The sequence below is a fragment of the Pseudomonas hamedanensis genome (genome assembly GCF_014268595.2).
Taxonomy (GTDB): Bacteria; Pseudomonadota; Gammaproteobacteria; order Pseudomonadales; family Pseudomonadaceae; genus Aquipseudomonas; species Aquipseudomonas hamedanensis.
In genome coordinates this window covers 453,894-474,955 of record NZ_CP077091.1, presented here as the reverse complement: position 1 = coordinate 474,955, position 21,062 = coordinate 453,894, and the positions used below count along the sequence as shown (strand labels likewise).

The 21,062-nt window shown below is 60.6% G+C and carries 16 protein-coding genes; 9 read left to right on the top strand and 7 right to left on the bottom strand.

Annotation, left to right across the window (positions count from 1 at the left end; genetic code table 11):
• Positions 1 to 922: 922 nt before the first annotated feature.
• The 4 genes from HU739_RS02090 to HU739_RS02075 form a co-directional block, all read right to left on the bottom strand.
• Positions 923 to 1,180 carry a DUF1652 domain-containing protein gene (locus HU739_RS02090; RefSeq protein ID WP_186551882.1) on the bottom strand — a complete coding sequence of 86 codons (258 nt, stop codon included), beginning with the start codon at positions 1,178 to 1,180 and terminating at the stop codon, positions 923 to 925.
• Positions 1,181 to 1,318: 138 nt separating this feature from the next.
• Positions 1,319 to 2,815, bottom strand: a complete 1,497-nt coding sequence (locus tag HU739_RS02085; RefSeq protein WP_186551881.1) for a helix-turn-helix transcriptional regulator — start codon at positions 2,813 to 2,815, stop codon at positions 1,319 to 1,321.
• Positions 2,816 to 3,016: 201 nt separating this feature from the next.
• Positions 3,017 to 4,300 (bottom strand): Zn-dependent hydrolase, encoded by a 1,284-nt coding sequence (locus HU739_RS02080; protein ID WP_186551880.1) that lies wholly within the window; start codon positions 4,298 to 4,300, stop codon positions 3,017 to 3,019.
• 133 nt (positions 4,301 to 4,433) lie between these two features.
• Positions 4,434 to 5,918, bottom strand: coding sequence for an NCS1 family nucleobase:cation symporter-1 (locus HU739_RS02075; RefSeq protein ID WP_186551879.1), 1,485 nt, complete (start codon positions 5,916 to 5,918; stop codon positions 4,434 to 4,436).
• Positions 5,919 to 6,540: 622 nt separating this feature from the next.
• Between HU739_RS02075 and hydA the strand changes: the two genes are divergently transcribed.
• The 3 genes from hydA to preA all read left to right on the top strand — a co-directional run bounded on the left by hydA (position 6,541) and on the right by preA (position 10,782).
• Entirely contained in the window at positions 6,541 to 7,980 is a 1,440-nt protein-coding gene (gene hydA / locus HU739_RS02070) for a dihydropyrimidinase (RefSeq protein ID WP_186551878.1), read from the top strand.
• A 159-nt stretch (positions 7,981 to 8,139) separates the two neighbouring features.
• Entirely contained in the window at positions 8,140 to 9,507 is a 1,368-nt protein-coding gene (locus tag HU739_RS02065) for an NAD(P)-dependent oxidoreductase (RefSeq protein ID WP_186551877.1), read from the top strand.
• Positions 9,508 to 10,782: an NAD-dependent dihydropyrimidine dehydrogenase subunit PreA gene (gene preA, locus HU739_RS02060; protein WP_186551876.1), complete on the top strand. Its 1,275-nt coding sequence runs from the start codon at positions 9,508 to 9,510 to the stop codon at positions 10,780 to 10,782.
• 115 nt (positions 10,783 to 10,897) lie between these two features.
• Here the strand turns inward: preA and HU739_RS02055 are convergent, their stop codons facing one another.
• The 3 genes from HU739_RS02055 to HU739_RS02045 form a co-directional block, all read right to left on the bottom strand.
• On the bottom strand, positions 10,898 to 11,518 hold the full coding sequence (locus HU739_RS02055; RefSeq protein ID WP_186551875.1) for a TetR/AcrR family transcriptional regulator: 621 nt from the start codon (positions 11,516 to 11,518) through the stop codon (positions 10,898 to 10,900).
• A gap of 151 nt (positions 11,519 to 11,669) precedes the next feature.
• Positions 11,670 to 12,812 (bottom strand): HlyD family secretion protein, encoded by a 1,143-nt coding sequence (locus HU739_RS02050; RefSeq protein ID WP_186551874.1) that lies wholly within the window; start codon positions 12,810 to 12,812, stop codon positions 11,670 to 11,672.
• Positions 12,809 to 14,464, bottom strand: a complete 1,656-nt coding sequence (locus HU739_RS02045) for an MFS transporter (protein ID WP_186551873.1) — start codon at positions 14,462 to 14,464, stop codon at positions 12,809 to 12,811. The genes HU739_RS02050 and HU739_RS02045 overlap by 4 nt, the downstream gene beginning before the upstream one ends.
• A gap of 329 nt (positions 14,465 to 14,793) precedes the next feature.
• Between HU739_RS02045 and HU739_RS02040 the strand changes: the two genes are divergently transcribed.
• The 6 genes from HU739_RS02040 to HU739_RS02015 all read left to right on the top strand — a co-directional run bounded on the left by HU739_RS02040 (position 14,794) and on the right by HU739_RS02015 (position 21,035).
• Positions 14,794 to 16,089, top strand: a complete 1,296-nt coding sequence (locus tag HU739_RS02040) for an OprD family porin (RefSeq protein ID WP_186551872.1) — start codon at positions 14,794 to 14,796, stop codon at positions 16,087 to 16,089.
• A 268-nt stretch (positions 16,090 to 16,357) separates the two neighbouring features.
• Complete coding sequence (locus HU739_RS02035; protein WP_186551871.1) at positions 16,358 to 17,182, top strand: NAD-dependent epimerase/dehydratase family protein; 825 nt, start codon at positions 16,358 to 16,360, stop codon at positions 17,180 to 17,182.
• A gap of 44 nt (positions 17,183 to 17,226) precedes the next feature.
• Complete coding sequence (locus HU739_RS02030) at positions 17,227 to 18,120, top strand: SMP-30/gluconolactonase/LRE family protein (protein ID WP_186551870.1); 894 nt, start codon at positions 17,227 to 17,229, stop codon at positions 18,118 to 18,120.
• Between the two features lie 61 nt (positions 18,121 to 18,181).
• Positions 18,182 to 19,153 (top strand): TRAP transporter substrate-binding protein, encoded by a 972-nt coding sequence (locus tag HU739_RS02025; protein WP_186551869.1) that lies wholly within the window; start codon positions 18,182 to 18,184, stop codon positions 19,151 to 19,153.
• Between the two features lie 74 nt (positions 19,154 to 19,227).
• The gene (locus tag HU739_RS02020) at positions 19,228 to 19,755 is read left to right on the top strand and encodes a TRAP transporter small permease (protein WP_186551868.1); all 528 of its coding nucleotides are present in this window, start codon (positions 19,228 to 19,230) and stop codon (positions 19,753 to 19,755) included.
• The gene (locus HU739_RS02015; RefSeq protein WP_186551867.1) at positions 19,755 to 21,035 is read left to right on the top strand and encodes a TRAP transporter large permease; all 1,281 of its coding nucleotides are present in this window, start codon (positions 19,755 to 19,757) and stop codon (positions 21,033 to 21,035) included. The genes HU739_RS02020 and HU739_RS02015 overlap by 1 nt, the downstream gene beginning before the upstream one ends.
• Positions 21,036 to 21,062: the final 27 nt, after the last annotated feature.

The window sequence follows — 21,062 nt, the reverse complement described above, 5'->3', positions numbered from 1 at the left end:
CGCGTGAAGTCTGATGGATATGGGTCGGCTGGCAGGCTGCCTTCGCTGGCAAGCCAGCTCCCACAGTTGGGGTTGGGTGAATCTGATGGAAATGAGGTGGCTGGTCGGCCGTCATCGCGAGCAGGCTCACTCCTACAATGGGATTGTGGTGGGTCAGGAGGATATGGGTCGGCTGGCAGGCCGCCTTCGCTGGCAAGCCAGCTCCCACAGTTGGGGTTGGGTGAATCTGATGGAAATGAGGCGGCTGGTCGGCCGTCATCGCGAGCAGGCTCACTCCTACAATGGAATTGTGGTGGGTCAGGAGAATATGGGTCGGCTGGCAGGCCGCCTTCGCTGGCAAGCCAGCTCCCACAGTTGGGGTTGGGTGAATCTTATGGAAATGAGGCGGCTGGTTGGCCGTCATCGCGAGCAGGCTCACTCCTACAATTGAATCGCGTGGAGTCTGATGGATATGGGTCGGCTGGCAGGCCGCCTTCGCTGGCAAGCCAGCTCCCACAGAAAAGCAAAAGCAAAAGCAAAAGCAAAAGCAAAGCAAACCGCGTTAGCTCCCAACCACTCAACACAATGAGCGTTAGCTCGAGTAAGGCTCTTGATCTTGATGCACGGCGCCCGTCGGCAGGCTGAGCGGAGGGATTGATCCGGGGGTGGGAGCGCAGCGACCGTACGACGCAGTCGTACACAGCGGAAGGAGGTGCAGCGAAGCAAACCGGAGACGCTGCGCCCGGATCGATCCCGCAGCGAAGGCACCCCGAGCCACAGCGAGGGGCCGCACGTCAGGGCAAAAGGCCTTTGGTTACTTTGGGCCCCCAAAGTCACCCGCCGTCAGGGCGGAACCGTAAGCAGCCGTTACCGCAGCAACGGATACACCCCCCAAACCACCCAAAACCTGGTCGGCCCAAAGGCCGCCAAGACCAACCGCCCCTTAAGCCAAACCCGAATCCCGCGCCGAGCGCAAAGAATTGCTCTCAAGCTCATACCGCAACTCATCCACCAACGCCTCAACGGACTCAGGCGTACGTAGCGAACCCAGATCAAGACCACTGATCACCAGATCCACCTCCCCCGACTCGGGGTGATACAACTTGACCGTCAGCGAATGATCACCATCCACCGAACAATCACAAGCCAGCGGCGCAAAACTCTGCTCAAGCCGCGCGCGCAACTGCGCAAGATTCAACATGGACGTGGTTCCTATAGCCGTTTCGAAGGGGCACGATCGCAAGCCCGACATGGCTCGCACCGCACCCCACCAGCCTAAGAACCCACAGCCCCCGCCAAAACATGAATTTGCACCCTTGCACCTAGTGCATTTGCACCCCTAGCGCTGCCCTTTGGTGCCCCACTCTCCGGAAAACAAGCCACGCTCCCGGGCCCAGACAATCGCCTCGCTGCGGCTGTGCAGGTCGAGTTTGGAATACACCGTCGCCACATGATTACGCACGGTATTGGGCGCCAGCTTCAGTCGGGCGGCGATCTCCTTGTCCGCCAGACCTTCGCAGATCAACCCCAGCACATCGCGCTCGCGCGCCGTCAGATCGGTAAACGAGGCGCTGGGCAACTGTGGCGAATTGAACTTCTTCACGTTCGCGAGCTTTTCGATCAGGGTCCGGCTGAACCAAGAAGCATCCTTCATCACCTCTTCAATCGCGGCCACCAGCTCCAGCTCCGTACGCTTGCGTTCAGTCATGTCCATCAACACCAGCAAATAGCAGGACGTGTCGTGAATATTCACGGTGTCGGCCGACAATGCGCAGTCCAGCAGATCCTCATTCTTCTTGCGCACCCGCACGTCTACGCGGTCCACCCGACCGTTTTTCGCCAGCGCCGCAAGCAACCCCACACGCACACCGTCGTCGTCAATGAAGTTCAACTGCGTCACGGTTTTGCCCAGCACCTCCTCGCTGTCATAAGCGAGGGTTTCGAGGAAGGCCTGATTGACGTCGATGACGTGCTGATCCTCGGCGCTGCAGATCAGAATCGGCACAGGACTCAGACGAAAAGCCTTGGCGAACCGCTCCTCGCTCTGGCGCAGGGCCACTTCGACTTTGCGCCGTGGTTCCATGTCGACGAAAGACAACAACATGCAGTTCTCGTCGTTGAGCAGCAGCGGCTGCCCGGCAACGATCACCTGTTTGCTGCCGCCATCGGGCAGGCGCAGTTCGGCCTGCATCTGCGGAATGGTCGCAACGTCGCGCAGACGCTGAATGGCAAGGTCGCGTCGCTCGGCCTGTTCAAAAATATCGATTTCATAGGCCGACGTGCCGATCACCTGCTCGCGGGTGTAGCCGGTCATCTCCAGGAAACCCGGATTGACCTTGATATAGCGCAAATCGCTGAGCCGACAGATCACCGCCGGTGCCGGGTTGGCATTGAAGGTTTTTTCGAAGCGCTGCTCGGCGTTGGCCCAATCGGTGACGTCGCTCATGATCAGCACCAGCGACTCGGGCTGGCCTTCACGGTCAGTCAGCACCATGCTGCGCACACTGTGCACCCAGAGGCGCTCTGGATCGCCCACGGGTGAGACTTCGATGAGCACGTCACTGAACACCTCGCAGCGCGCGACACGGCTGATCGGGTAGTGCTCTGGCGACAAGGTGTGATTATTGCGATAGCGCAGGCTGAAGCGCTTGGCGTACTCGTCGGCGTGGGCGCCCAGATCGCCGATAGTGCTGACGCCGTGCATGGCCAGCGCCGCCTCGTTGGCCCAGAGAATGCTCTGGTCGAGCTCCAGCAAAATGACGCCATCGGACAGGCCGGCAATGATTTGCTGCAACTGACGACGATTGGTTTCGGTGGTCAGGACTTCCTGGCTCATTGGATCTCCACAACGTAATGCGGCTAGGTGAAGAGTACGACCGCAGCGGTTCGGGATCGTGCCACAGCCTCAAAATCGCCAAAAATCCACTGTGGGAGCGAGCCTGCTCGCGAAAGCGCGGTGTCATTCAGAGCATTCATTGACTGACTCAGCGCATTCGCGAGCAGGCTCGCTCCCACAGGTTTGCTTGGTGCGTTTACCTTAGGCGGCACGCTCGCTGGCCGCCACCGCCGCCGAAGCCGCCAGCATCGCCCGCAGCAACACCGCACACCCCGCCGCCAGATCATCCGGTGCCGCGTTCTCGATTTCGTTGTGGCTGATCCCGCCTTCACACGGCACAAAAATCATCCCCGCCGGGCCGAGTTCGGCGAGGAAGATCGCGTCGTGGCCGGCGCCGCTGACAATGTCCATGTGCGACAGACCCAGCCCTTTCGCTGCGCCGCGCACCGCCTCCACGCAGCCTTTTTCAAAGTACAGCGGCGGAAAGTCGGCGGTCGGGGTCAATTCGTAGGTGAGGCCGTGCTGTTGGCAAGTGGCGTCGATCACCTGCTGCACCTCGGCGATCATCGAATCCAGGCGCGCCGGTTCCAGATGCCGGAAATCCAGAGTCATGCGCACCTCGCCAGGGATGACGTTGCGTGAGCCGGGGTAGGCTTGCAGGCAGCCGACCGTGCCGCAGGCGTGGGGCTGGTGGCCGAGCGCGGCGCGGTTGACGGCGCCGACGATCACGGCGGCACCGACCAGGGCGTCCTTGCGCAGGTGCATCGGCGTCGGGCCGGCGTGTGCTTCGACGCCGCGCAGCTTGAGGTCGAACCACTTCTGCCCTAGCGCGCCGAGTACCACACCAATCGTTTTCTGCTCATCTTCGAGGATCGGGCCTTGTTCAATGTGCGCTTCGAAATAGGCGCCAACCTTGTGCCCGCTGACCTTGCGCGGGCCGGCGTAGCCAATGGCGTTGAGCGCTTGGCCGACCGTGACGCCGTCGGCATCGACCTTGGCCAGGGTTTCTTCCAGGGTGAATTTCTCGGCGAAGACGCCGGAGCCCATCATGCACGGAGCGAAGCGCGAGCCCTCTTCGTTGGTCCAGACCACCACTTCCAGCGGCGCTTCGGTTTGCACGCCGAGGTCATTGAGGGTACGCAGCACTTCGACGCCAGCCAGAACACCAAAGCAACCGTCGAACTTGCCGCCGGTGGGCTGGGTGTCGATGTGGCTGCCGGTCATCACTGGCGGCAGATCCGGATTGCGGCCCGGGCGCCGGGCGAAGATGTTGCCGACCGCATCGACCGTGACGCTGCAACCGGCGTCTTTGCACCATTGCACGAACAGGTCGCGGGCTTGCCGGTCGAGGTCGGTCAGGGCCAGGCGACAGACACCGCCCTTGACCGTCGCGCCGAGTTTGGCCAGTTCCATGAGCGAGGCCCACAGGCGATCGCGGTTGATGTGCTGATGGGTCGATTGCAGAACGTCTACGGCTGCGTTCATGGGGATCTCCTCAGGCTGATTTCTATGGTCGTTTCTTTGGTGTCAGGTAAACCGCTATCGCGAGTAGGCTCACTCCTACAGGGGAACGCATTTCAAACTGTAGGAGTGAGCCTGCTCGCGATGACGGCAGTCGCTACACCGCTGTTTTCACGGCAGACGGCTGCGCCCGCATCACGCACAACCCGTAATAAATAACCCCGCCCAGTGCCGAGCCGGTAAACCAGCCATAGCTGTAGAACCAGCTGAACGCGTCACTGCCCAGCGACAGCAAGGTCAGCACCACCGGCACGCCAAACGCGACAAACCCGGCCAGGTTCCACGCCGGATAGACGTCGTCACGGTACAAGCCGGCGAGGTCCAGCTGCTGTTTCTTGATCAGGAAATAGTCCACCACCATGATTCCGGCAATCGGTCCGAGCAGGCTCGAATAGCCCAGCAGCCAGTTGGAATAGACACTCTCCAGACTGACCTCGGAAACGATCCAGCCGAGCTTTTTGAGCAGTTCGTGGGCCATCAACGCCAGCCCCACCAGCCCGGTCAACAACACCGCTTTGGTGCGATTGATGACCTTCGGCGCGAGGTTCTGAAAGTCATTGGTGGGCGAGACGATATTCGCCGCAGTGTTAGTCGACAGCGTGGCAATGATGATCAGCACCATCGCCAGCGCGACCCATACCGGACTCTGAATATGGCCGATCAGCGTGACCGGATCAGACACCGTGACGCCAACCAGTTTCACCGACGCGGCGGTCATCACCACGCCCAGCGCGGCGAACAAAAACATGGTCAGCGGCAAGCCGATGATCTGCCCCAGAATCTGGTCCTTCTGGCTCTTGGCATAACGGCTGAAGTCGGGAATGTTCAGCGACAATGTCGCCCAGAAACCGACCATCGCCGTCAGCCCGGCGGCGAAGTAACTGACCACACTGGCGCCTTCGGGCCGTTTCGGCGGGATAGCCAGCAACTCCGTCATCGACACATTGGGCATCGCCCACACCAGCAGGCCGATACCTACCGCGACCAGCAGCGGCGCGGACAGGGTTTCGAGCCACTTGATCGATTCGGCGCCACGAATCACCACCCACAGGTTCAGCGCCCAGAACACCATGAAACCGATGACCTCGCCCGTGCCGCCAAGGGATTTCCAGCCCTCGAACACCGACCCGAGGAACAAGTGAATCGCCAGCCCGCCGAACATCGTTTGAATGCCGAACCAGCCGCACGCCACCAGCGCGCGAATCAGGCACGGCACGTTGGAGCCGAGGATGCCAAACGACGAGCGCAGCAGCACCGGGAACGGTATGCCGTACTTGGTGCCGGGGAAGGCGTTCAGCGTGAGTGGGATCAGCACGATGATGTTGGCGAACAGAATCGCCAGCAGCGCCTCACCCACGGTCAGGCCAAAGTAGGCGGTGAGCACACCGCCGAGGGTGTACGTCGGCACGCAGATCGCCATGCCGACCCACAACGCGGTGATGTGCCATTTGTTCCAGGTGCGTTCGCTTACCTGAGTCGGTGCCATGTCGTGGTTGTAACGGGGACTGTCGAGGACGTCGCTGCCGGCTTCGAGTTCGTACAAGCCGTCGCGCTCGGTCACTTGCGATCTGATCTGTTGCATGGCCGCTCCACTGTTCTTCTGATTATTTTTTGCTCATCAGGCGGCTGGCACACGCAGGTGCAAGCCGGACGATGGCCGGAGGAACTGACAACTTTCTACACCGGCCATCGTGCAGCGGCGGCATCAATAAACGTGCCGGGTGTCCCGCTTGCGCCTCGGACGGTGTCGCCAATGCGGTGCAACTTTCTGATATTCATCAGTTTTAATTGTTGATCGGAGGAGTCCTCGAAAACTGCGCGGCGCGTTCAGGCTAAACGACCGACAAGTTGTCCGAACTGTCAGGACTCAAACTGGTGCACTGCACTTTTTTTCATCACGGACGAGCAATCGCAGCTCAACTTCAAGCGGCTGATTTCACATAGGAAATCTTGCTCATATTTCCATCCTGTCAAGTGCGTCAAAATGGTGAGCCGCCTCACCATTTTGGTGAATTAACGATTTAATCGTTATTTTTCAATCATTTAATTCAGACATAAGCTTATAAAAAATAATCTTGATCTATTACAAATCTGCGACTAGTTTCTATTCCTGACAGCACTGACAGGAATACAAGCCGCTGTGCTGTCTATCAATAAAACATCTAGAGCCGGCACAAGTCGGTCATGCCTGCGAGGAACTCGGAATGTCTCTGTTGATCCGTGGCGCCACCGTTGTTACCCATGATGAAAGTTATCGCGCCGACGTCTATTGCGCTGACGGCGTGATCAAAGCCATCGGTGAAAACCTGGATATTCCCGCCGGCGCCGAAGTGCTCGATGGCAGCGGCCAGTACCTGATGCCCGGCGGCATCGATCCGCACACGCACATGCAATTGCCCTTCATGGGCACGGTCGCCAGCGAAGATTTCTACAGTGGCACGGCGGCCGGTCTGGCCGGCGGCACGACCTCAATCATCGACTTTGTGATTCCCAATCCGCAGCAATCTTTGATGGAAGCGTTTCATCAATGGCGCGGCTGGGCGGAAAAGTCCGCGTCGGATTACGGTTTTCACGTGGCGATCACCTGGTGGAGCGAACAGGTGCGCGAGGAAATGGCTGAGTTGGTCAGCCAGCACGGCGTCAACAGCTTCAAGCATTTCATGGCCTATAAAAACGCGATCATGGCCGCCGACGACACCCTGGTGGCGAGCTTCGAGCGCTGCCTGGAACTCGGCGCCGTGCCGACTGTGCACGCCGAAAACGGCGAGTTGGTCTATCACCTGCAACGCAAGCTGATGGCGCAGGGCATCACCGGCCCAGAGGCGCATCCGCTGTCGCGTCCGTCGCAAGTTGAAGGCGAAGCGGCGAGTCGCGCCATTCGCATCGCCGAGACCCTTGGCACGCCGCTGTATCTGGTCCATGTCTCGACCAAAGAAGCCCTCGATGAAATCACCTACGCGCGCAGCAAGGGCCAGCCGGTTTACGGCGAAGTATTGGCCGGACACCTGCTGCTCGATGACAGCGTCTACCAACACCCGGACTGGCAGACCGCCGCCGGCTATGTGATGAGTCCGCCGTTTCGCCCGCGCGGTCATCAAGAAGCGCTGTGGCACGGCCTGCAAAACGGCAATCTGCACACCACCGCCACCGATCACTGCTGCTTCTGCGCGGAACAGAAAGCCGCCGGCCGCGACGATTTCAGCAAAATCCCCAACGGCACCGCCGGTATCGAAGACCGCATGGCGGTGCTCTGGGACGAAGGGGTGAATACCGGGCGATTGTCGATGCAGGACTTCGTCGCTCTGACCTCGACCAACACCGCGAAGATTTTCAATCTGTACCCGCGCAAAGGCGCCGTCCGCGTCGGTGCCGATGCCGACCTGGTGCTGTGGGACCCGCACGGCACGCGGACCATTTCCGCCAAGACCCACCATCAGCAGGTGGACTTCAACATTTTCGAAGGCAAGACCGTGCGCGGCGTGCCGAGCCATACCGTCAGCCAGGGCCGGGTGGTCTGGGCCGATGGCGATCTGCGCGCCGAGCGCGGCGCCGGTCGCTACATCGAACGGCCGGCGTATCCGGCGGTGTTTGATCTGTTGAGCAAGCGGGCTGAGATGCAGCGCCCGACCGCCGTCAAGCGCTGAAGCGAGGCCTTCGGCCTCATCGCGAGCAGGCTCACTCCTACATTTGAAATGCGTTCCCCCTGTAGGAGTGAGCCTGCTCGCGATGAGGCCCGCCCAGACGACACAAAAACCACTGCCCGATAGAGGCAAAAAACCTCAAATTACCGTGAGGCATAAACCGTGATCGAGACCCTGAACCACCTCCCCCACCCGCACGAAAGCGCGGCCGCCCTCGCCGGCCATTTCACTGATCTGGCGCCGCCGCTCAATGCCCGGCAGGCGCATCTGGAAGCGTCGCGCTGCCTGTATTGCTACGACGCGCCTTGCGTCAATGCATGCCCGAGCGAGATCGATATCCCTTCGTTCATCCGCAACATCCATCAAGACAACGTAGCGGGCGCCGCGCAGAAAATCCTTTCGGCGAACATCCTCGGCGGCAGTTGCGCGCGGGTCTGTCCGACGGAAATCCTCTGCCAGCAAGCCTGCGTGCGCAACAACGCCCAGGAATGCGCACCGGTGCTGATTGGCCTGCTGCAACGCTACGCCGTCGATAACGCCCACTTCACCGAGCATCCGTTTCAACGCGCCGCCGCCACCGGCAAACGTATCGCCGTGGTCGGTGCCGGACCTGCCGGTTTGTCCTGCGCACACCGCAGTGCCATGCACGGTCATGAGGTGGTGATTTTCGAAGCGCGGGACAAGGCTGGCGGCCTCAACGAATACGGGATCGCCAAGTACAAACTGGTCGATGATTACGCGCAGAAGGAACTGGATTTTCTCCTGCAAATCGGCGGCATCGAGATCCGTCATGGGCACAAACTCGGTGAGAACCTGACCCTCAGCGAACTGCATCAGCAGTTCGACGCCGTGTTTCTCGGCCTGGGTCTGAATGCCAGCAAACAACTCGGGTTGGCCCACGAAGATGCGCCCGGCCTGCTCGCCGCCACCGACTACATTCGCGAACTGCGCCAGGCCGACGACCTCACGCAACTACCATTGGCCGATCGCTGCATCGTCCTTGGCGCCGGTAACACAGCCATCGACATGGCCGTGCAGATGGCCCGTCTCGGAGCACGCGAGGTGAATCTGGTCTATCGCCGTGGCGCGGCGGACATGGGTGCGACTGTTCATGAGCAAGACATCGCCAAAGCCAATCAGGTGCGCCTGCTGACCTGGGCGCAACCGGAGCACGTGCTGCTCGACGACCAGGGCCGCGTGCGCGGCATGCGTTTCGTCCGTACCGCCCTGGTCGACGGTCGCCTGCAAAGCACCGCAGAGACCTTCGAACTGGCGGCCGACGCGATCTTCAAGGCCATCGGCCAGAGCTTCGACGGTGCGGCCCTCAGCGATCCACTGGCGCGCGAACTCAAGCGCCAGGGCGAACGGATTCAGGTCGATGAAAACCTGCGCACCAGCATCCCCGGGGTGTACGCCGGCGGTGACTGCACCAGTCTCGATCAGGACCTCACGGTGCAAGCGGTGCAGCATGGCAAACGCGCCGCCGAGGCGATCAATGTGCAACTGATGCTCAACGTGGAGGCTGCGTAAATGGCCGATCTCTCGATAGTCTTCGCTGGCATCAAGGCGCCGAACCCGTTCTGGCTGGCCTCCGCGCCACCCACCGACAAGGCCTACAACGTCGTCCGCGCCTTCGAAGCAGGCTGGGGCGGCGTGGTCTGGAAAACCCTTGGTGAGGACCCGGCGGCGGTCAACGTCTCGTCACGCTACTCGGCGCACTACGGCGCCAACCGCGAAGTGCTAGGCATCAACAACATCGAACTGATCACCGACCGTTCGCTGGAGATCAACCTGCGCGAAATCACCCAAGTGAAAAAGGATTGGCCGGACCGCGCGCTGATCGTTTCGCTGATGGTGCCGTGTGTCGAGGAGTCGTGGAAACACATCTTGCCGCTGGTCGAGGCCACCGGCGCCGACGGCATAGAACTGAACTTCGGCTGCCCCCACGGCATGCCCGAACGCGGTATGGGCGCGGCGGTCGGTCAGGTGCCGGAATACGTCGAGCAGGTGACGCGCTGGTGCAAGACGTATTGCTCGCTGCCGGTGATCGTCAAACTGACGCCGAACATCACCGACATTCGTGTCGCCGCGCGTGCCGCCCATCGTGGCGGTGCGGATGCGGTGTCGCTGATCAACACGATCAACTCGATCACCAGTGTCGACCTGGAACACATGGTCGCGCTGCCCACCGTCGGCAGCAAAAGCACCCACGGTGGTTATTGCGGTTCGGCGGTCAAGCCGATTGCGCTGAACATGGTTGCGGAAATCGCCCGTGATCCGCAGACCCAGGGCCTGCCAATCTGCGGCATCGGCGGCATCGGCAGTTGGCGCGACGCAGCCGAGTTCATGGCACTGGGCAGCGGCGCGGTGCAAGTGTGCACGGCGGCGATGCTGCATGGCTTCCGCATTGTCGAGGAGATGAAGGACGGCTTGTCGCGGTGGATGGACAGCCAGGGTTACGCCAACATCGCCGAGTTTTCCGGGCGTGCCGTGCGCAACACCACGGACTGGAAATACCTCGATATCAACTATCAGGTCATCGCAAAGATTGATCAGGACGCGTGTATTGGTTGCGGGCGCTGCCACATTGCGTGTGAAGACACCTCACACCAGGCGATCGGCAGTCTCAGACAGGCCGACGGCACCCATAAATACGAAGTGATCGATGACGAATGTGTGGGCTGCAATTTGTGCCAGATCACCTGTCCGGTGGCGGACTGCATCGAGATGGTCACGGTGGAGACGGGCAAGCCGTTTCTGGACTGGAACCATGATCCGCGCAATCCTTACCATGTTTCTGCTTGAGGGAAGCGGTGCCTGAACCGAAGCCATCGCGAGCAGGCTCACTCCTACCTTTGGAATGCGTTCCCCTGTAGGAGTGAGCCTGCTCGCGAAGAGGCCAGCCCGGCCACCACACGATTCAAGGCTCCAGGCCGATCCCTCGCAATATGACCCCGGTCACCGTCTGCACCGCCCGCTCGAACTGCATATCCGACAACGGCTGATGTTCGTTGAGGATATTCACCTGATGATCGAAGTCGGCATAGTGCTGCGTTGACGCCCAGATCATGTACAGCAGGCTCGACGGCTCAACCGGCAGGATCCGCTGGTCCTCGACCCACTGGCGGATCTTCGCTTCCTTCATTTTCGCCCAGTCGTACAGGCTGACATCCAGTGCCTCGCCCAGCGTCGGTGCGCCGTGGATGATTTCGTTGGCCCAGACTTTCGAGCCGTACGGCCGGCTGCGCGAATGGTTCATCTTGGCGCGGATGTAGCTACTCAATACCACGCGCGGATCGTCAAACATTTCGAAGCACAGCGCGTCCTGCTTCCACACTTCCAGCAGGTCGAACAGCACCGCACTGTACAGCTCGCTCTTGGTGCTGAAGTAGTAATGCAGGTTGGAGCGCGGCAGTTGCGCCTGGGCCGCGATGTCGGCCATGGCCGTACCGCCGAAGCCTTTTTCGGCGAAGACTTTTTCCGCCGCCAGAAGGATTTTCTCGACGTTGCTGCGGCGAATTTCGATTTTGTGATTGCCCATGTGGGCTCCCTGACGGCGGCGTTGCTGAAGACTAGCGGATAATGACCTGTAGGAGTGAGCCTGCTCGCGATAGCGGTCTTTCAGGCAATTGATCATCGACTGACAGACCGCTATCGCGAGCAGGCTCACTCCTACAATTGATCGCGGTGGATCAATGCGGTTGGGTATCGCCCGCCGCCGTGTCGATGCTGACCACCACCGACATCCCCGGGCGCAGGCGCTCTTCTTCCGGCTGATCCGGGTCAATGGTGATCCGGACCGGCACCCGCTGGGCGATTTTGACGAAATTGCCGGTCGCATTATCGGCCTGCAACAAGGCAAATTCAGAGCCGGTACCCGGCGAAATATGCTGCACATGCCCGGTGAATTTGCGGTGGTTCAGCGCATCGACAGTGAAGCGCACCGGTTGCCCGACCCGCACGTTGGCCATCTGGGTTTCTTTCATGTTGGCGATCACCCATTTCTGCTCGGGCACCAACGCCATCAGCTGCGCGCCGGAGTTGACGTAGGCGCCGAGGCGCACGCCAATCTGGCCGAGCTGACCGTCACGCGGCGCGACAATCCGTGTGTTCGACAGGTCGATCCGCGCCAGTTGCACCGCCGCTTCGGCACTGGCCACCGCCGCTTCCAGCGAGCCGCGATTGACGATTACCGTTTGCAGATCCTGGCGGGCGATTTCCAGATTGGCCTTGGCTTGCGCCACCGCCGCCGTGCTCTGCGCATTGGCCGCGAGGGTCACGTCGAATTCGCGCTTCGACACCGAGCCGTCGCGCACCAATTCCTGATTGCGGCGCAGGTCCGCCTCGCTCTTGCGCAACTGCGCCTGGCTGTCGGCCAACACGGCTTGACGCAATTTGATCGTCGCTTCGGCGCTGTTGCGTTGCTGGACTACATTGGCCAGCCCGGCTTTTTGCACCGCCAGTTGCGCCAGTGACTGGTCGAGGCGCTGCTGATAGATGCGGTCGTCAAGACGCACCAGCAGGTCACCGGCCTTCACGTACTGGAAGTCCTGCACCGGCACCTCGAACACATAACCGCTGAGCTGCGGCCCGATGATCGTCACCTGCCCCCGGACCAAGGCGTTTTCTGTGGTTTCGACGGCGCTGCTGAACGGCGGCAGTTGCCAGGCATACAAGACGATCAGCACGCCGACGATGGCGATTGCCGCAAAGCCCAGCGAAGAAATGATCCGCACACGTAAAGAACGCGGCTCGGTGTTCGGCGATGACGGCGGCGCCTCGCCTTCAGGGGTGGCGGCAATGGCGTTGGTGGTTGTGGTGGTCGGTTCGGTCATGAAGAAGTGGCGCCGCTGGAAGGTCCGGTGGGTGTCGGTTCGACGGTTTTGGTGGTGCTCATCAGCCACAGCGCCCGGATCGAAATCCAGATCATGGTCAGCACCGCAATCACCGCGATCAGCATGAAGACATCGTTATAGGCCAACACGTTCGCTTCACGCGTGGCCGCATTGGCCAGACTGCGGATGCCGGCCAGGTTGCGCAGGCTTGGGTCGGCGAGCAGCGAGCCGTACGCCGAACCGCCGCTTTGCACCCGCGCGGCAACCAGCGGATCGGCCATCACCAGGTGATCGACGATGTGGCTGGAATGAAACTTCTCCCGCACGACCTGGAACGTACCCAGCAGCGCCGCGCCAATCAACCCGCCGAGGTTGTTACAGATCCCGAAGAGCACGGAAAAACTCACCAGATTGCGCGGATTGGTCAGCACGTTGCGCGTCCCCAACACCATGGTCGGACCGAGGAAAAACGTGCTGCCGAACGCCAGCAGGAACTGACTGAAATACAGGTTTTCGGGACGGGTCAGGTTGTTCGAAAAACTGTCCATCACTGAACCGGTGGCCATCAGCGCCAGCGAGATGATCAGCGGCAGCAGCAGGTGTTTCGGGTCGATCGTCAGCGCGCTGATCAGCAACCCGGCGACGCTGCCCAGCAGCATCACCACGTACAGGCTGTGCAATTGCTGACTGCTCATGTTGAGGTTCTGCATGAAGCCCACGGCACCGGTGGATTGTTCGGAGGTGACCATGCGGATCAGCACCACCGCCAGCGCCAGTCGCACCATCGCCCCGCTGCCCAGCCAGCGGGTCATCAGCATCGGGTTGCTGCGGTTATGTTCGATGGCCAGGCCCATGATGATCAGCGCAATCGACCCCGCCAGGGCAATGCCGATCCAGTCCGCCTCCAGCCACCAGTCGATGCGTCCCAGCGACAGCACCGCGCACAGCAGTGCCACGCCGCTGGCGAGAATCGCGAAGGTCAGGAAGTCGAGCTTTTCGAACGTTTTGAAGCGGTCACCGGGCGGCAACTTCAGCAGCAGCACACAACCGAGCGAGAGCAGCGCCATGCCCAATTCAAACAGGTACAAGCCGCGCCATTCGGCAATCTGCAGTAAATCTTCGGAGAACAGCCGTGCCAGCGGCAGGGCCAGTTGCGAGGTGCCGAGGCCCAGCACCAGCGCCTTCAGTCGCCACTTCGCCGGGAACGCCTGGACCATGTAATACAGACCCAGCGAACTGAGCGCGGCACCGACCATGCCGTGGGCCGCACGCACCGCCACGGCGGAATTCAAGTCGTTGACGAACAAGTGGCCGAAGGTTACCAACGCGTACAGCACCAGGAACACTTCGGTGAAAGCACGCAAGCCGAACTGCTGGCGAAACTTCACCAGCAGCAGGTTCATTGACACGTTGGTCATCACATACGCCGCCGGCAACCAGGCCATTTCCGCCGTGGTCGCGCCGAGCGAACCTTGCAGATAAGGCAGGTTGGCGACCACCAGCGAGTTACCCAAACCACCGGTCACCGCCACCAGCACCCCGACCGCCGCATACGCCAGGCGTTTGGGCGTTGAGTGCAGTGGTGTCGAGGGAGAACCGGGCAGGCTGGGCTTTTCGTGCGGCTGCCAGTTGCGCGGGGCGTATTTATCCATGGATCGGCCTTGTGCGGGGGTGAGGGAAGTTTGCCGCAATTTCACTGGCAACACACTTTCCCATGGACAACAAAAAACCCTGTAGGAGTGAGCCTGCTCGCGATTGCGGTGTGTCAGTCACCAATTGATTGGTGTGTCAGTCACCAATTGATTGTCTGATAGATCGCTCTCGCGAGCAGGCTCACTCCTACAGGGGGAACGTTGCGCCTGGGAGTCATCGTATAACTTCCAGTTGACATTCCCTGAAAATCTGGGAAATATCCGCATCCATGTTGTACGACGACGTATGACAAATAATAAAAACAACAAACGATCCAGGGAGCGTCACAGTGAGCACACTCGCCCGCAATTCCGTCCGCCCTTCCCGCTTTACCGCCATTCGCACGCGTTCCACCTTGAGCCTGGTCGGCTGCAGCAGCCTCGCCTTTGCCTTGCCAATGAGCGCCGAAGCCGAGGGCTTTCTCGAAGACAGCAAAGCCACGCTGAACCTGCGCAACGCCTATTTCAACCGCAACTTCGTCAACCCGGCCAACCCGCAGGGCAAGGCCGAAGAGTGGACGCAGAACTTTATCCTCGATGCCAAATCCGGCTTCAGCCAAGGCACCGTCGGCTTCGGTCTCGACATCCTTGGCATGTATTCGCAGAAGCTCGATGGCGGCAAAGGCACGGGCGGCACGCAGCTGTTGCCGATCCACGATGACGGGCGTCCGGCCGATAACTTCGGCCGTCTCGGCGTGGCGCTGAAAGCCAAGGTGTCGAAAACGGAATTGAAAGTCGGCGAATGGATGCCGGTGCTGCCGATCCTGCGTTCCGACGACGGTCGCTCGCTGCCGCAGACCTTTCGCGGCGGCCAGATCACCTCCACCGAGATCAACGGCCTGACCGTCTACGGCGGCCAGTTCCGCGGCAACAGCCCGCGCAACGACGCCAGCATGGAAGACATGTCGATGAACGGCCGCGGCGCGTTCACTTCCGACCGCTTCAACTTCGGCGGCGGCGAATACAGCTTCAATGAAAAGCGCACCATGGTCGGCGTGTGGTACGCCGAACTCACTGATATCTATCAGCAGCAGTATTTCAACCTCAGCCACAGCCAGCCGATGGGCGACTGGACGCTGGGCGCCAACCTCGGTTTCTTCACCGGCAAGGAAGACGGCAGCGCCCAGGCCGGCGACCTCGACAACAAAACCGCATTCGCCCTGCTTTCAGCCAAATACGGTGGCAACACCTTCTACGTCGGCCTGCAGAAACTCACTGGCGACGATGGCTGGATGCGCGTCAACGGCACCAGCGGCGGCACCCTGGCCAACGACAGCTACAACGCCAGTTACGACAACGCCAAAGAGCGCTCCTGGCAGTTGCGCCACGACTACAACTTCGCCGCCCTTGGCGTGCCTGGCCTGACCCTGATGAACCGCTATATCAGCGGTGACAACGTGCACACCGCCACCACCAGCGATGGCAAGGAATGGGGGCGCGAGTCGGAACTGGCCTACACCGTGCAGAGCGGCCCATTGAAGAGCCTGAACGTGAAATGGCGCAACGCGACGATTCGCCGGGACTTCAGCACCAACGAGTTCGATGAGAACCGGATCTTCATCAGCTATCCGATTTCGTTGTTGTAATTTCCGAGGCGACACCGTCCCCCCTGTAGGAGTGAGCCTGCTCGCGATAGCGTCGTGTCAGCCGACATATTCCTTGACTGATACACCGCTATCGCGAGCAGGCTCACTCCTACAAATGGGATCGCGTTGCAAGGAAGGAAAACGGACTGGCCCTTCCGTCATCTACACCAAAAGTCGCGTTGACAAGATCCGGAAACCCTACCGATACTTCAGCGCAGTCATACGACAACCTACAACAAACCTAATAACAATGTGTTCAGGGATTGCCATGACGTCTACTTCTACCCCCCGCGCTCCATTCAACCGCCTGCTGCTGACCGGTGCCGCCGGAGGCCTGGGCAAAGTGCTGCGCGAACGCCTTCGTCCTTACGCCAACGTGCTGCGTTTGTCCGATATCGCCGCCCTCGCCCCGGCGACCGACGAGCATGAAGAAGTCGTGCTCTGCGACCTCGCCGACAAGCAAGCCGTGCATCAATTGGTCGAAGGTGTCGACGCCATCCTGCATTTCGGCGGCGTCTCGGTTGAGCGTCCGTTCGAAGAGATCCTCGGCGCCAACATTTGCGGCGTTTTCCACATTTACGAGGCCGCACGCAAGCACGGTGTGAAGCGGGTGATTTTCGCCAGCTCCAACCACGTCATCGGATTCTACAAACAGGACGAAAAGCTCGACGCCACTTCCGCGCGCCGCCCGGACGGTTACTACGGTCTGTCCAAGTCCTACGGCGAAGACATGGCCAGTTTTTACTTTGATCGCTATGGCATCGAAACCGTCAGCATCCGCATCGGCTCCTCGTTCCCCGAGCCGCAAAACCGCCGGATGATGCACACCTGGCTGAGCTTCGACGACCTCACGCAACTGCTCGAACGCTCGCTGTACACGCCGAATGTCGGCCACACCGTGGTTTACGGCATGTCCGCCAACAAGGACGTCTGGTGGGACAACCGCTACGCCAGCCACCTCGGCTTCGAAGCCAAAGACACCTCGGAAGTATTCCGCGACAAGGTCGAAGCGCAGCCGATGCCGGCCGATGATGATCCGGCGCGAATCTATCAGGGCGGCGCCTTCGTTGCAGCAGGCCCGTTCGGCGACTGACCGCTCGACTTGATCCCCCTCCAATAAAAGCCAAGGGAATGAGTATGCAAGCCGAATTGATCGTCGACGCCCGCAACGCGGTCGGTGAAAGCCCGGTCTGGGTGCCGCAGGAAAACGCGCTGTACTGGGTCGATATCCCCAACGGCGGACTGCAACGCTGGAGCGCTGACACCGGGCACGTCGCATCGTGGAAAGCGCCGGAAATGCTCGCCTGCATTACCCGCCACCGCAGGGGTGGCTGGATCGCCGGCATGGAAAGCGGTTTCTTCCATTTGCATCCGCACAGCGACGGCAGCCTGGACGCCACGTTGCTGGCGACCGTCGACCACAGCCGCCCCGACATGCGCCTCAACGACGGTCGCTGCGACCGTCAGGGCCGTTTCTGGGCCGGCAGCATGGTCTTGAACATGGGCCTGAACGCGTCTGAAGGCCGGCTCTATCGCTACAGCGCCGGGCAGACTGGCGTGGTCGAAGCGCAACTTGACGGTTTCATCGTGCCCAACGGTCTGGGTTTCAGCCCCGACGGTAAAACCATGTACCTGTCGGATTCGCATCCCGACGTGCAATTGATCTGGGCTTTCGATTACGACACCGAGACCGGCACGCCGTCTCATCGGCGCGTGTTTGTGGACATGAACCACTTCCCCGGCCGTCCCGATGGCGCCGCCGTGGATGCCGACGGTTGCTACTGGATCTGCGCCAACGATGCCGGCCTGATCCACCGCTTCGCCCCTGACGGCCGCCTCGATTTCTCACTGGAAGTGCCGGTGAAAAAACCGACCATGTGTGCGTTCGGCGGGCGCGACATGGACACCTTGTTCGTCGCCTCGATTCGGCCTGGCGACGATCAGGATCCGCAGTCCCTGGCCGGCGGCGTGTTCGCCTTGAAGCCCGGCGTCAAAGGCCTCGCCGAACCTGAATTCAACGATTTGCTTTAAAACCCTCTGCTGCACCGCTGCGCCTTGAACACAAAAATAACAAGACTGGAGACTCACCCCCATGAACTTCAAACGCACCTTGCTCGCCGCTGCACTTCCGCTGATGTTTACCCTCGCTGGCGCCGCCCAGGCACTGGAACTCAAAGTCGCCGACATCCACCCCAAGGGTTATCCGACCACGGTGGCGGAAGAAAACATGGGCAAGACGCTGACCAAAGAGACCAACGGCGAGCTGACTTTCAAGTACTTCCCAGGCGGTGTGCTGGGTTCTGAAAAAGAAGTCATCGAACAGATGCAGGTCGGCGCGATACAGATGTCCCGGGTCAGCCTGGGGATCGTCGGCCCCGTGGTGCCGGACGTGAACGTTTTCAACATGCCGTTCATTTTCCGCGACCACCAGCACATGCGTAACGTTATCGACGGTGCAGTCGGCGATGAAATCCTCGACAAGATCACCAACTCCGAATTCGGCCTGGTGGCCCTCGCCTGGATGGACGGCGGCACGCGCAACATCTACACCAAGAAGCCGGTGCGCAAGCTTGAAGACCTCAAGGGCATGAAAATCCGCGTGCAAGGCAACCCGATGTTCATCGAGATGATGAACGCCATGGGCGCCAACGGTATCGCCATGGACACCGGCGAGATCTTCAGCGCCCTGCAGACCGGCGTGATCGACGGCGCGGAAAACAACCCGCCGACCCTGCTCGAACACAACCACTTTCAGAACGCCAAGTTTTACAGCCTGACCGGTCACCTGATCCTGCCAGAGCCAATCGTGATGTCGAAAATCACTTGGGAAAAACTCACCCCGGATCAACAGACCCTGGTCAAGAAAGCCGCCAAGGCTGCCCAGGCTGAAGAGCGCGTGTTGTGGGACGCGAAGTCCACCGCCAGTGAGGAAAAGCTCAAGGCCGCCGGCGTCGAGTTCATCACCGTCGACAAAAAACCGTTCTACGACGCCACTGCACCGGTGCGGGCCAAGTACGGCGCGCCGTATGCCGACCTGATCAAGAAAATCGAAGCCGTTCAGTAACCTCCCGCTCTGTACTTATGAAAAAGGCCCGGCGCGCCTGATGTTCGAGGCGCGCCCGGTTACGGTGAAACCCGATGAAGAATTTGCTGCTGCGTATCAACGATAAGATCTACATGACGTGCATCTGGGTGGCCGGCCTTTCCGTTCTGGCAGTCTCGCTGATGATTCCCTGGGGCGTGTTTGCCCGCTACGTGCTGGGCACCGGCTCGAGCTGGCCGGAGCCTACGGCCATCCTGCTGATGATCGTGTTCACCTTCATTGGCGCCGCTGCCAGCTACCGCGCCGGTGCGCACATGGCGGTGGCCATGGTGACTGATCGCATGCCGCCGCACCTGCGCAGCGCAGCGTCGGTTTTTTCCCAACTGCTGATGGCCCTGATCTGCATTTTCATGACGATCTGGGGCTTCAAGTTGTGCATGTCCACCTGGAACCAGTTCATGGCGTCCCTGCCCACCCTGCGTGTGGGCGTGACCTACTTGCCGATTCCCGTGGGCGGTTTGCTGACCCTGGTTTTTGTCCTGGAAAAACTCTTTCTGGGTGACCAGAGCAAACGTCGGGTCGTGCAATTCGATCTGGTTGAAGAAAGTGAAGGTGCCGTTTAATGGACGCTCTGATTCTGCTGGGCAGTTTTATCGTATTGATCCTGATCGGCATGCCGGTCGCCTACGCATTGGGCGCCGCCGCCCTGATCGGTGCATGGTGGATCGACATCCCGTTCCAGGCCGTGATGATTCAGGTCGCGGGCGGGGTTAACAAGTTCTCGCTGCTGGCCATTCCGTTCTTCGTACTGGCCGGCGCGATCATGGCCGAGGGCGGCATGTCCCGCCGGTTGGTGGCGTGCGCCGGGGTGCTGGTAGGTTTCGTCCGTGGCGGCCTGTCACTGGTGAACATCGTCGCCTCGACCTTCTTCGGCGCGATTTCCGGTTCGTCGGTGGCCGACACCGCTTCGGTGGGTTCGGTGCTGATCCCGGAAATGGAACGCAAGGGCTATCCACGGGATTTCTCCACCGCCGTGACCGTCAGCGGTTCGGTGCAGGCCTTGCTGACCCCGCCGAGCCACAACTCGGTGCTCTACTCCCTGGCTGCCGGCGGTACCGTTTCGATCGCCTCGCTGTTCATGGCGGGCATCGTGCCGGGCTTGCTGATGAGCGCATGCCTGATGGTGCTGTGCCTGATCTTCGCGAAAAAGCGCAACTACCCCAAGGGCGAAGTGATCCCGATGCGCCAGGCGCTGAAAATCGTCGGCGAAGCCCTCTGGGGCCTGATGGCGATGGTGATCATTCTCGGCGGTATCCTCTCCGGTGTCTTCACCGCCACCGAATCGGCCGCTATCGCCGTGCTGTGGTCGTTCTTCGTGACCATGTTCATCTACCGCGACTACAAGTGGCGTGAACTGCCCAAGCTGATGCATCGCACGGTGCGCACCATCTCCATCGTGATGATCCTGATCGGCTTCGCCGCCAGCTTCGGCTACATCATGACGCTGATGCAGATTCCGGCGAAGATCACCACCATGTTCCTGACCCTGTCGGACAACCGCTACGTGATCCTGATGTGCATCAACGTGATGTTGCTGCTGTTGGGCACGGTGATGGACATGGCGCCGCTGATCCTGATTCTCACGCCGATCCTGATGCCGGTGATTCTGGACATCGGTGTCGATCCGGTGCAGTTCGGCATGATCATGCTGGTGAACCTGGGGATCGGACTGATAACGCCGCCCGTGGGCGCGGTGCTATTCGTCGGCTCCGCCATCGGCAAGGTGAGCATCGAAAGTACCGTGAAGGCACTGCTGCCGTTCTACGCCGTGTTGTTCCTGGTGTTGATGCTGGTGACTTACGTCCCGGCTCTGTCGCTGTGGCTACCGCATCTGGTCCTGTAACAATGTGACTTGTGGCGAGGGAGCTTG